Raw genomic sequence first — 12285 nt, forward strand, 5'->3', positions numbered from 1 at the left:
GCAGGCTGATGCGCGGCAGGGATTGGGGATGGCGGCGGCTTTGGGTATACTCGGCCCCTTCATCCGGCGCCATCGGCGCGTTCTGAATTCTTGCTGCTGGAGGCGTCATGTTCGTCCAACTCCCTTTTTGGCTCTTTCCCCTGACCGGCCTGATGGCGCTGGGGGCCCTCATCGCCCTGGGCCTGGTGCTCTGGCGCGGTGATCTCTGCCCGGGCCAGCGCTCGCGGATCACCACCCAGCTCTTCTCGGTCTGGGTGATCACCGGCCTCTCCCTGATGCTGGCGGTGGAGGCCAAGGCGGCCGACTGGCTGATCTGGAGTGGCGGCGCCGCCCTGATCCTGGGAGTGGTGTTGTCACTGGCTCAATCCCGGCTCGAGGGCAAGCGCGCCATCCCGGCCACCCTGTTCTGGCTGCCGGCGGTGCCGCTGCTGGTCTATGGCATCGGCTTGCTGCAGATCCAGGGCTGGCTTGGCGGCCTGCTGCAGATGGTGCTGCTGGGGGCGGCCTTCGCCCATCTGATGCTGCTGCGGGCCCGTCACCGTCTGCAGGCATTCAACACCCTGTTGCCGCTGGCCGGGCTGGTGGCCGCCATCCTGAGCCTGCTCTGGCTGGCGGTGCTGGTGGGCTGGCAGGGGAGCGGCGCCGGCCTCGACGCCCTGATCCCCGGCGTACTGACCCAGGCGGCCCTGCTGATCGCCGCCCTGCTGCTCTGGTTCAGCCCGCTCTATCGCCAGCAGGAGACGGCGCCGGTGGTGGTCTCCACCGCCCTGTGCGGCCTCATCATCGCCCAGATCGCGGCGACCAGCGTGCTGCACCAGCTGGCCTGACCGACCGGCATCATGAAAAAGCCCACCCCGGGTAACCGGGGTGGGCTTTTTGCTGGCTGTTTGCGGCCCTGGTGTGCGGCCTCTAGTAGAAGTCGTCGGCGCCGCAGATGAAGAGGCAGCTGCTGCGCGGCTGGGCCAGATACTCCCGGGTCAACCCTTCGAGCGGCATGCCGAAGGTGCTGATGTCCTCGGGCGAGGGCAGGGCGGTATCCAGGATCCGGCGCCAGTAGCCACCGACCCCCTTGGGGGGGCTTGGCAGGTTGAAAGTGAGCGGCTCCCAGTAGGCGTTGAACAGCACGTAGAGGGCCAGCCGGGTTTCGCTCGACAGGGCCGACATGGCGATGGCGTGGGAGTGGGGGCCGAAGTCCGGCTGGGCGGCGTTGACCCCGTGCCAGCAGATCTCGCTGTGGCGCAGGATCTCGGTCAGCGACAGCGGCATGCTCTCCTGCTCCGGGCGCTGGAACAGGTGCTTGCGATACTGGATCAGCTCCTTCATGAAGCGGAACATCTCTTGCCCCCTGGCATCGGGCTGCCAGTGCATCCAGCAGGTGGCGTTGTCCTGGCAGTAGCCGTTGTTGTTGCCGTGCTGGGTGCGCAGCACCTCGTCCCCCATCAGCAGCATGGGGGATCCCACCGAGAGCAGGGTGGCCACCATCATGTTCTTGGCCTGACGAGTGCGCAGGGCGTTGATCTGGGGATCCTCGCTCGGCCCCTCCTGGCCGTGGTTCCAGCTAAAGTTGTGATCGCAGCCATCCCGGTTCTGCTCGCCATTGGCCTCGTTGTGCTTGCCGTTGTAGCTGGTCCAGTCCCACAGGGTGAAGCCGTCGTGGCAGGTGACGAAGTTGATGCTCTTCTCCGGATCGGCGTGGTGGTAGTGGTAGATGTCCGGGCTGCCGCACAGCCTCTCCACGAACGCCATCACGGCGTTGTCATCCCCGCGCAGGAAGCGGCGCACGTCGTCCCTGAACTGGCCGTTCCACTCGCGCCAGCGGGCGCCGGCCAGGCTGCCCACCTGATAAAGGCCCCCCGCATCCCAGGCCTCGGCGATGAGCTTGATGTCGGCGATGCGGGGATCGGTGTCGATGGTGCGCAGGGTCGGTGCATTGGCCTGGGGCTGGCCCGATTCGTCCCGCGACAGGATGGCCGCCAGGTCGAAACGAAAGCCGTCCACGTGCATCTCCTGTCGCCAGAAGTGGAGGCTGTCCATGATCATGCGCAGCACCACGGGGTGGGCGCCGTTGAAGGTGTTGCCGCAGCCCGAGTAGTTGGTGTCCTTCTGATTGGCATCGAGGATGTAGTAGGCCTCGTTGTCGATGCCGCGAAAGGAGAAGGTGGGGCCATCATCGCCCCCCTCGGCGGTGTGGTTGTAGACCACGTCCAGGATCACTTCTATGTTGGCGCGGTGCAGCGCCTTGACCATGTCGCGAAACTCGGTGAGGGGATCATCGCCGCTGGCGTACTGGGCGTGGGGGGCGAAGAACGACATGGGACTGTAGCCCCAGTAGTTGGAGAGCCCCCTGGGGGCATCCTGGGGATCGAACTGGAACACCGGCAGCAGCTCGACCGCGGTGACGCCGAGGGATTGCAGGTAGGGGATCTTCTCGATAAGGCCGAGGTAGGTGCCACGCAGGGCGGGGTCGACCCCCGAGTCCGGCGACTTGGTAAAGCCCCCCAGGTGCAGCTCGTAGATCACCGAGCGGGAGAGGGAGTGGGCAGGCAGCTTGTCCCCCTCCCAGTCGTAGTTTCGGGTATCCACCACCCGGTTCTTGGCGCAGCAGGCCAGGTTGCTGCCGGGGCGGGCCGCCGCCCAGCGATCGTAGTTGGCGCCCAGCTCGATGCTGCGGCCATAAGGGTCCAGCAGCACCTTGTCGGCATCGAAGCGGGTGCCGTAGTAGGGGCGCCAGGGGCCCTGGATGCGATAGGCGTAGCGCTGCCCCAGCCCGATCCCCTCTATATGGATGTGCCAGTAGTAGGCGGTGCGGTTGAGGCGGGGAGAGAGGGGGATCACTTCCGGCGTGGCATCGTTGGCGCTGGCAAACAGCAGCAGTTCGACTCGACTGGCAAGACGGGCCCAGATGGCGAAGTTGACGCCGTCGTGCTCGGGTGTGGCCCCCAATTGACGGCAATGACCGGCGGAGATGCGCATGATAAACCTACCCAAAACGAGGAGTTACAAACCATCTGAGTGTAGTGCGCCAGCTTGGCCCACAAGCTGCGTGCCTGAAAAAACCGCGCTCTGTTGCAAATTCCTGCGATTTATGCCGGTTTAATCTACGAATGAAGTTTTTTTAGGATATTTACTTGCAATCTGAGCGCCGGCGCCTATTATTGGCGACCTCAGACGCGGGGTGGAGCAGCCCGGTAGCTCGTCGGGCTCATAACCCGAAGGTCGTCAGTTCAAATCTGGCCCCCGCAACCATCTGAGTTCTTGCATCAGCCTTGTTTCACAATGTGCTGATAAACAAGAGAATTCGAACAGGCAACTGCTCAGCCTGAACGAAAAAATACGGACGCGGGGTGGAGCAGCTCGGTAGCTCGTCGGGCTCATAACCCGAAGGTCGTCGGTTCAAATCCGGCCCCCGCAACCAACTAATTTGTGTTCATGGCAAGGCAATGCCGCGCGGTGGAGACGAAGACAGCAAGGGGCAACTGCTCTGTCTCTTGTGGTGGCAGTACAATTCGGACGCGGGGTGGAGCAGCTCGGTAGCTCGTCGGGCTCATAACCCGAAGGTCGTCGGTTCAAATCCGGCCCCCGCAACCAACTATTTGTGTCCATGGCAAGGCAGCGCCCTGCGGTGGAGACGAAGACAACAAGGGGCAACTGCTCTGCCTCTTGTGGTGGCAATACAATTCGGACGCGGGGTGGAGCAGCTCGGTAGCTCGTCGGGCTCATAACCCGAAGGTCGTCGGTTCAAATCCGGCCCCCGCAACCAACTTTCCTTCTTTATTACCTTGATCCTCTAGCTTGTCATCCAGCCGCCTTCGCGGTCTTTCTGTTTTGTGCACTTTTCGCGCTTGATATTGATTTTCAAGTGCAATCTGGCTGTGACCCCGCTTTGTTGGGTATCATCTCTGATATCTCTTCATGGACGAGGGCCTTGCCCGATGATGCAACCATTTACCTATCTGCCGCCGCAGATCGACATTCACGACGCCAGCCTTGCTGCCGTCCTCTCCAATGGCCTGGCCGCCAACCTGCTGATCTGCGCCGAAGAGCGGCGCGAGAGCCTGCTGGCCCTGCCCGAGCTTGCCGCCGTCAGCGCCCAGATCGCACTGGGGCAGAAAGCCCCCTACAGCCTGGTGCTGCACAATACCCTGCAACTGCTGGTCTTCCTGCCGGCCCGTCCCTCTCGCGATCATGCCCTCTACAAGCAGGTGCGCAGCTGGGTTGCGCCGCTGGCCGGGCTCAAGATTGAGCGACTGGGGCTGCATCTGGAGGGGTTTGACGAGGCCGATACCACTCTCCTGGCCGAACTGGCGCTGGCCACCCTGCTGGCGGCCAACGTGCCGCTGCCAAGCCACAAGCATCGCAGCGAAGATCCCTGGCGCTATCAGCAGATTGCGGTCTCTCCCAATTGCGTGCTGGATCTGGCGCGGATCTATGCCGAGGCCGAGGGCAACGGCATCGCCCGCCATCTGGCGGTGTCGCCCGCTTCCGATCTGACCGCCCGCAGCTACCGCGAATGGGTACGCCAGCTGGCCCAGAGCGAGGGGTGGCAGTGGCATGAGTACGATCAGGCCCAGCTGGCCGAGCAGGGGGCCGGTGCCTTCATCGCGGTGGCGCGCGGCTCGGAAGACAACCAGGCCGCCATGGTCAAGCTGAGCTATTGCCCACCCAATGCGGTGCGGCGAGTGGCCCTGGTGGGCAAGGGGATCTGTCACGACTCGGGCGGCTACAACCTCAAGGTTTCCGGCAGCATGTACGGCATGCATCTGGACATGGGGGGCAGCGCGGTGGCGCTGGGCACGCTTCACGCCATCAGCCGGGCCAGGCTGCCCTACGAGGTGCACTGCTGGCTCGCCATTGCCGAGAACCACATAGGCCCGCTCGCCTATCGGCCGGGGGAGGTGGTGACCGCCCTCAATGGCACCACCATCGAGGTGGTGGATACCGATGCCGAGGGACGCATGGTGCTGGCTGACACCCTCAGCATGGCGGTGCAGGACAACCCGGATCTGCTGATCGACTACGCCACCCTGACCGGGGCCTGCAAGCGGGCGCTCGGCAGCCGCTACAGTGGCGCTTTTACCAACCGGCCCCAGTGGCTGAGCGAGCTGATCAGCCTGGGTCAGCGCAGCGGTGAGCGAGTCTGGCCCTTCCCGCTGGATGAGGATTACGACGACAACCTCGATAGCGAGTGGGCCGATCTGTTACAGTGTGCGCCCGGCGCCTCGCCGGATCACATTGATGCGGCCCGCTTCCTCAGCCGCTTCGTGCCTGCCCAGACCCCCTGGCTGCACCTCGACTTGAGTGGTTTTCGCAACAAGGGCGGCAATGGCGTAGTCAGCAGCGAGGTGACTGGTTTCGGGGTCAGATTGACGCTGGAACTGCTGGCCGGCCCGCTGGGGCGGCGCAATGAACTTGATCAACCAGAACAGTAAGGGATCCCGTGAAAGAACCAAGTTATGACTGGGTGTTGTTCGATCTGGATGAAACCCTGGTCGATTTCCCGGTCGCTCAGGCGCTGGAGCAGACACTGCACATTTACGGCGTGACGCCGACCCCGCCCAAGATGGCTGAGTACCACGCCCTCAATCACCGGCTCTGGCAGCAGTACAACTCCGGCGAGATCGATGCCGTCCACCTGCAGCAGACCCGTTTCTCCCTCTTTGCCGAGCAGGTGGACGTGGCGCCGATGGCGATGAATGACACCTTCCTGCAGCAGATCATCGCCTTGAGCGTGCCGCTGGAGGGGGTGGAGGAGACTCTGCAGGCGCTGAAGAGCAAGGTGAAAATGGGGATCATCACCAACGGTTTCAGCCTGCCCCAGCGCGGGCGCCTCGACAAGCTGGGCTGGCAGGCCTGGTTCGAGCCGCTGGTGATCTCGGATGAGGTGCAGGTGACCAAGCCGGCGCCGGCCATCTTCCAGCACGCGCTGGCACTGATGGGACAGCCGAGTCCGGCGCGGGTGCTGATGGTGGGGGACAACCCCAAGACCGATATTGCCGGCGCCGCGGCCCAGGGGCTGGCGACCTGCTGGTACAACCCGGCCCGTCAGGATGGGCCGAGCGAGGCGACCCACGAGATCCACCACTTCGCCCACCTCTCGGCCATCGTGCTGGGCGAATAGGAACTTCTGCTGCGTAGGGGAAGTGAAAAAAACAAGGCAGCCCACGGGCTGCCTTGTTTGTATCCGGCTCTTGCTAGCGGGCGAGGCGGGCCAGCAACCAGGACTCCAGCAGTGCCACGCCGGGGGCCAGCACAGCTTCGTCGAAGTCGAACTCCGGGTGATGATGGGGCGCCGCCAGATTGGCCCCCAGGATCAGGTAGGCCGCTTGGCCACCGTTACGTTGCACCCGCTCGATAAGAAAGCCCGCATCCTCGCTGGCACCGAAGCGACGGGTGTGGATGGTCTCCAGCTTGAGCGCCTGGGCGAGCGGGATGATCTCCTCGAGCAGGGTCGGGCTGTTGTCGATGCCGATGGCCTCGCCCTGTTTGCGAATGAGGTAGGTGGCGCCCTGCATCATGGCCGCCCCTTCCACCATCTGTTGCACCTGGCTGAACATATAGTCGTTGAGGGCCGGTGTGGCGCCCCGGGTCTCTCCCTGCAGCAGGGCATGGCCCGGGATCACGTTGCGGCCACTGCCCGCATGGAGCTGGCCCACGTTGATGCGGGTCATGCCGTCGCGGTGGCGGGCGATGCCGAGCATGGCGGTAGTGGCCATGCAGGCCGCCGCCAGCGCATTGCTGCCGGCGTTGGGCTCGAGCCCCGCGTGGGCGGCGCGCCCCATGAACTCCACGTCGAACTTGGTGGAGCAGAGAAACTCGGTGGGATTGACCACCAGCTCGCCGCTGTTGGCATGAATGCCGATGTGCAGCGCCAGCAGGGCATCCACGTCATCGAGCTGGCCACCGGCGGCCAGCGCCTTGCCGCCGCGACACCCCTCTTCGGCGGGCTGGAAGAACAGTTTGATACGGCCGTTCAGTCGATCGGCGAGGGCGGCGATCCGCTCGGCCAGCACCAGCCCGATGGCGGTATGGCCGTCATGGGCGCAGGCGTGCATCCAGCCGGGGTTGCGCGAGTGCCACCCCTCCTGGCTGGGGGGATGCAGTTCATCCTGGCTCTCCTCGACCTCCACCGCATCGATGTCGAAGCGAAAGGCCAGGGTCGGGCCCGGTCGGCCGCTGTCCCACAGTCCCATCACCCCCGTTATCTCTTCGATCCGGCCCAGCCAGTCTGGATGGGCGCCCTGGCGCAGGGCTCGCTCCTTCTGGGCCTGCACGTCTATGTTGCGTCCCATGATGAGATTGCTGGCCAGCAGCTTGTCACCCAGCATGATGGAGAAACCGAGTTCATTGAGGTGGTGAGCGATGAGGGAGCTGGTACGAAATTCACACCAGGCCGCTTCGGGCAGACGATGAAGATCACGACGCCAATGGCTTAGCGCATCCTGTGTCATGGTAATTCCTGCATGGCGAATCCAGCGGATATTGTGACGGGCAGGGGGGCAAGAGTAAATCCCGCAGACACAAATGCAACAGGGGGAGCCACTGGCTCCCCCTGTTTACGCTGCCTTGGCACGACAGCTCTGTTTATATACACCGACTGGTGCTAACCACCTTGTCTGCACTCATTTTCGATGAAACGACCAAAAATGACTGAATGCGGTGAATTAACCAGCACGCTGGTGCCTGTCGTTGCCCATGCGGATCACGAAGTGGGCAACCAACCGGCTCAAAGCTGTGACAGCGACGGCAGAGAGACGGCAACCAGAGTGAAAAACACGGTGAAAACGGCAGTAACCACAAACTCTTTCATATTATTGTCTCCCTTGGCTGACTGATGATGGAACCAAGATACCACAATTGCGCAGTAAAACAATAGTAAAGTGTATTTATGTGGCCATAGTTGTCGCGTAGCGCTCGAAAGCGTCATTTTCATAAATCTAAGGCTGTTTTATCAGCTTCAAGATGGGTGTTGGGCATCCACCAGGATTTAATGATGTTTTTATTCAATAAAATCAATATGATGAATCCGTTCTTGTTGTGTTTTTTGATGGGTCTTATATGAGGCTTTTTTTTGGTTTTTTAAAATTTTGTCTGCAAAAGCAGACAGTTTTGCTGGCGATGGAGTGAGTTTGGCATGGTTTGGACTGCTGTCAGCCCCATTTTCCCTACCCCCAGCATTTCTTGTCGTGCTCCGGGAATTTTTCCCTGTAGTGACGCCACCTTCTGGCGGCGGCACGCTCGCAAATTTGCAGAAATCCTGCGGTTGATGACAGTCGCGCAACCATTGCGCCGACCCTGTTCGACTCTTTTCACGGCATGTTGGCGGCTCGATGGGGGCTGCTGATGGCAGGTACATGACCACTTGATGACAAGGAGGGTGAGCTGACTGCACAGCGCGATAGCCCTGGTTTCGCTGTGAGTCAATGGCAGGTGGGGAGGTTTGCTGGCTGCATCGCCCTGACCGGGCTGCCCGAAGAGGCGAGGGGACGGCAGGGAGCCATGGGCGGGGATAACGGCAGACATGCCAGAGGGTGGAATGGGAGCGGGCGTGCCGGCAGGTGGCCCACGCCAATAAAAAACCCTCCAGCGGAGGGTTTTTACAACAACCTGAACAAGCGGGGCTTAGAACAGGGTGGTGGAGAGATCGTAGAGCTCCTGGTTGAACGGACGCTTCAGGTTCTCGATGCAGTCGATGATGTCGTGGTGCACCATCTCGTTGCCCTGAATACCGACGCAGCGGCCACCCTGACCGGCCAGCAGCTGTTCGACGGCGAAGGCGCCCATGCGGCTGGACATGATGCGATCGCGGGCGGTCGGGGAGCCACCGCGCTGGATGTGGCCCAGGATGGTGGCGCGGGTTTCGCGACCTGTCATGGCCTCGATGTCCTTGGCCAGGGCGTTCACGTCGGTGACATGCTCACAGATGGTGATGATGGCGTGGCGCTTGCCTTTGGCTTCCCCTTCCTTGATCTGTTGCAGCAGCTTCTCTTTGTCGAAGGCCACTTCCGGCACGATCACGTACTCGGCACCGCCGGCGACGGCGGCAGACATGGCCAGGTCGCCGCAGTGGCGGCCCATGATCTCGACCACGGAGATGCGGTGGTGGGAGCTGCAGGTGTCGCGCAGACGGTCGATGGCATCCACCACCACGTTGAGGGCGGTGTCAAAGCCGATGGTAAAGTCGGTACCGGCGATGTCGTTGTCGATGGTGCCCGGCAGGCCGATACAGGGGAAACCCTCTTCGGTCAGCTTCTTGGCACCCATGTAGGAGCCGTCACCGCCGATCACCACCAGGGCGTCGATGCCGTGCTTTTTCAGGTTCTCGATCGCTTCGGCGCGCACTTTCGGATCTTTGAAGGCCGGGAAACGGGCGGAGCCGAGGAAGGTACCGCCACGGTTGACCACGTCGGAGACACTGTGGCGCTCCAGCTTGACGATACGGTCCTGGTGCAGACCGAGGTAGCCATCATAGATGCCATAGACTTCCAGGCCATGATGCAGGCCGGCGCGCACCACGGCGCGAATGGCTGCGTTCATACCCGGTGCGTCGCCACCACTGGTCAAAACACCAATACGTTTGATTTGTTTGGTCATGAGTGCCTCTGGATCTGAGTTGTCGAATACGAAAGGGTTAAATGAGACAAGCCACTTTTACTATATCGGCTTTCATATGGGATGCGCTGGCTGCCATAGGAAAAGCGATACGCAGGAGGGGGCAAGCGCCCCCTCCATGGCAGCCGATTACTTGGCCGCGCCAGCGATGATCTGGGAGAAGTCGTCCACTTTCAGGGACGCACCGCCCACCAGGCCGCCGTCGATGTCCGGCTGACCGAACAGGTCGGCAGCGGTGGCACCGGTCACGGAGCCGCCGTACAGGATCTGTACCTTGGCAGCCACGGCTGCATCAAACCCGGCCAGGTACTGGCGGATGTGAGCGTGCACGGCCTGCGCGATTTCCGGGGTAGCGGTCTTGCCGGTGCCGATGGCCCATACCGGTTCGTAAGCCACGACGGCGTTCTCGAAGGAGGCGATACCGCAACGATCGATCACGGCTTTGAGCTGGGTTTCGACCACGGAGTTGGTGGTGCCGGCTTCGAACTGGGCCAGAGTCTCACCGATGCACAGCACGGGGATCAGGCCGCCTTTCTGGATGGCTTCGTACTTGGCAGCAACCACCTCGTCGGTCTCTGCGTGCAGGGTACGACGCTCGCTGTGGCCGACCAGGGAGTAGGTGCAACCGAAAGCTTTGAGCATGGACGGAGCGTTCTCGCCGGTGAAGGCGCCAAACTCATGAACGTCGGCGTTCTGGGCACCGTAGGCAATCTTGCTGCCGGCGGTCAGCTGCTCAACCAGACCCAAAAAGATAACCGGCGGGCAGACGGCGACTTGTACAGAAGGATGAGCGGCAGCCGCCGGGGTCAGTCCTTTGATCAGTGCTTCGACGGAAGCCTTGGTGCCGTTCAGTTTCCAGTTACCCATTACCAGGTGCTGTCTCATCTTCTATATCTCCTAGGCATTTGATTGCGCGACATTATATGAATTGAACCGAGCCCAAGATAGCTGACCCGGCGGCAAATGACGTAATTTTTTTTCGCTTTCCTGATCCAAATCAGGAATGAAAGGCTCGATCGCTCAATCGGTGACCTGACCCCGCAGACGGGCCCACCATACCCCAATCCATTCGTGAATGGCAGCCTCGGAATACATCAGATAGCGCCCCTTGGGCAGGTAGCTGTAGAGGGGTTGCACCACCTGGCTCTGCTTGGCGGTGTAGTCGGTGGGGGCCGGCACGGCATTGAGTCCCTGACCCTGATAGAGCGCCATGGCCCGCGGCAGGTGGGTGGCCGAGCTCACCAGCGCCACCCGCTTGCCCTGCAGGTGGCGGCTGATGCTGACCGCCTCATCGTGGGTGTCTTTGTTGTTTTCAAACAACGTCATCCGCGAGCGGGGGATGCCGAGGCTTGCCGCCATGCGGGCGTTGACCTCGGCGTTCGAGAGGGGATCCCCCGACACATAGCCCGAGAAGATGAGCTCCGCTTGTGGATAGGCCTGGGCCAGCCGTACCCCCTCCAGGGTGCGGGCCAGGGCGATGTTGTTCTGCCAGCTGCGCTCAGGGACGGCCGGGTCGCTCACATGGCCGTTGCCGAGCACGACGATGGCCTGGATGTCCGGATGCTGGCTTACCTCGAAGGGGGGGAAGGTCTGCTCCAGCGGGCGGGCCAGCTGGTAGCTCACCGGCCGCATCCCCATCAGGGCGACGATGAGCAGGGACAGGGTCGCCAGCAGCTTGCCGGTTTTCTGAAAACGGGTGAACCAGAGCAGCAGCAGTGCCAGCAACAGCAGGGTGACGGAGAAGGGGAGCGGCATCAGCAGCTGACCTAGCCACTTTTTAAGCACAAACACGGCAGAGAGTTCCTTGAGTTTTCAGCAAATTCGGGATGTGACAGAATACCTCTCTTTTTTGGGATGGCCACAACCCTGTGGCGCAAAAGTTGAGTTTCTCCTTGAAGCACGATCAGAGTTTCGACGGGCGGGCCGACAAGTTCGCCCGCAACATTTATGACTCCACCAAGGGGCGCATCCGCACCACAGTTGTGTGGAGCGACATCGAAGCCTGCCTGGCCCGCCTTGGCAACCGGCCCCTGCGCATCCTGGATGCCGGCGGCGGCTTTGGCTACTTTGCCCAGAAGCTGGCGGCCATGGGCCATCAGGTGGAGCTGTGCGATCTCTCCGCCGAGATGCTGGCACTGGCCCGCAGCCAGATCGCCGAGAAGGGGCTGGAAGACAGAATTCGTCTCATCCATTGTCCCATTCAGGATCTTAAAGCACACGTGACCGGCACCTTCGATCTGGTGCTCTGTCACGCTGTGCTGGAGTGGCTCGCCGAGCCGCGCCAGACCTTGCTCGGTCTGTTCCCTTTCGTCAATGCCGGGGGCATACTGTCGCTGCTTTTCTACAACCGCCACGGCCTGCTGTTCCAGAGCCTGGTGGTGGGCAATTTCGATTATGTGCGCCTGGGTCTTCGCAAGAAGCGGCAGACGGCGCTGACCCCCACCAATCCCCAACTGCCGGAGCAGGTGTATGACTGGATTGGCCGGGGCGGGCTCAAGATAATCGGCAAGACCGGGGTGCGGGTGATCCACGATTACATGCGCCACAAGCAGGATCAGCTGGAGAAGTTCGACGACCTGCTGGCCATGGAGCAGCAATATTGCCGGCAGGAGCCGTTTATCTCCCTGGGGCGCTATATCCACGTGATGGCGCAGAAACCCGCCGGCTGAGGCCCCT

At 62.0% G+C, this 12285-nt stretch carries 10 protein-coding genes and 4 tRNA genes; 8 read left to right on the forward strand and 6 right to left on the reverse strand.

Annotated features, from left to right (window positions below; translation table 11 throughout):
* Positions 1 to 107 precede the first annotated feature (107 nt).
* A complete protein-coding gene (locus ACB031_RS01230; protein ID WP_017780170.1) occupies positions 108 to 827 on the forward strand; it encodes a hypothetical protein in 720 nt (239 codons plus the stop codon).
* Positions 828 to 909: 82 nt separating this feature from the next.
* On the opposite strand, the gene glgX is transcribed toward ACB031_RS01230, so the two are convergent.
* Positions 910 to 2973, reverse strand: a complete 2064-nt coding sequence (gene glgX / locus ACB031_RS01235) for a glycogen debranching protein GlgX (protein WP_017780169.1) — start codon at positions 2971 to 2973, stop codon at positions 910 to 912.
* 196 nt (positions 2974 to 3169) lie between these two features.
* Here glgX and ACB031_RS01240 point away from each other — a divergent pair.
* From ACB031_RS01240 to yjjG, 6 genes are all read left to right on the forward strand, one after another.
* Positions 3170 to 3246: transfer RNA gene (locus ACB031_RS01240), tRNA-Met, on the forward strand.
* 92 nt (positions 3247 to 3338) lie between these two features.
* A tRNA-Met gene (locus ACB031_RS01245) sits at positions 3339 to 3415 on the forward strand.
* Between the two features lie 96 nt (positions 3416 to 3511).
* Positions 3512 to 3588: transfer RNA gene (locus ACB031_RS01250), tRNA-Met, on the forward strand.
* A gap of 95 nt (positions 3589 to 3683) precedes the next feature.
* Positions 3684 to 3760 (forward strand) — tRNA-Met (locus ACB031_RS01255).
* Positions 3761 to 3932: 172 nt separating this feature from the next.
* Complete coding sequence (locus ACB031_RS01260) at positions 3933 to 5429, forward strand: leucyl aminopeptidase family protein (protein ID WP_371138849.1); 1497 nt, start codon at positions 3933 to 3935, stop codon at positions 5427 to 5429.
* Between the two features lie 8 nt (positions 5430 to 5437).
* A complete protein-coding gene (yjjG, locus tag ACB031_RS01265; RefSeq protein WP_017764584.1) occupies positions 5438 to 6118 on the forward strand; it encodes a pyrimidine 5'-nucleotidase in 681 nt (226 codons plus the stop codon).
* Positions 6119 to 6191: 73 nt separating this feature from the next.
* Here the strand turns inward: yjjG and ACB031_RS01270 are convergent, their stop codons facing one another.
* The 5 genes from ACB031_RS01270 to elyC all read right to left on the reverse strand — a co-directional run bounded on the left by ACB031_RS01270 (position 6192) and on the right by elyC (position 11400).
* Entirely contained in the window at positions 6192 to 7448 is a 1257-nt protein-coding gene (locus ACB031_RS01270; RefSeq protein ID WP_208199205.1) for a M20 family metallo-hydrolase, read from the reverse strand.
* Between the two features lie 548 nt (positions 7449 to 7996).
* Positions 7997 to 8353 (reverse strand): hypothetical protein, encoded by a 357-nt coding sequence (locus ACB031_RS01275; protein WP_371138850.1) that lies wholly within the window; start codon positions 8351 to 8353, stop codon positions 7997 to 7999.
* Positions 8354 to 8619: 266 nt separating this feature from the next.
* The gene (gene pfkA, locus ACB031_RS01280) at positions 8620 to 9591 is read right to left on the reverse strand and encodes a 6-phosphofructokinase (protein ID WP_005300508.1); all 972 of its coding nucleotides are present in this window, start codon (positions 9589 to 9591) and stop codon (positions 8620 to 8622) included.
* Positions 9592 to 9738: 147 nt separating this feature from the next.
* Positions 9739 to 10494 carry a triose-phosphate isomerase gene (gene tpiA, locus ACB031_RS01285; RefSeq protein WP_371138851.1) on the reverse strand — a complete coding sequence of 252 codons (756 nt, stop codon included), beginning with the start codon at positions 10492 to 10494 and terminating at the stop codon, positions 9739 to 9741.
* A 135-nt stretch (positions 10495 to 10629) separates the two neighbouring features.
* Entirely contained in the window at positions 10630 to 11400 is a 771-nt protein-coding gene (gene elyC / locus ACB031_RS01290; RefSeq protein WP_371138852.1) for an envelope biogenesis factor ElyC, read from the reverse strand.
* Positions 11401 to 11501: 101 nt separating this feature from the next.
* Here elyC and cmoM point away from each other — a divergent pair, with 101 nt between their 5' ends.
* Positions 11502 to 12278 carry a tRNA uridine 5-oxyacetic acid(34) methyltransferase CmoM gene (gene cmoM / locus ACB031_RS01295; protein ID WP_010634083.1) on the forward strand — a complete coding sequence of 259 codons (777 nt, stop codon included), beginning with the start codon at positions 11502 to 11504 and terminating at the stop codon, positions 12276 to 12278.
* The last annotated feature ends 7 nt before the right edge of the window (positions 12279 to 12285 follow it).

This window comes from Aeromonas sp. S8(2024), assembly GCF_041403085.1.
GTDB lineage: Bacteria > Pseudomonadota > Gammaproteobacteria > Enterobacterales > Aeromonadaceae > Aeromonas > Aeromonas dhakensis.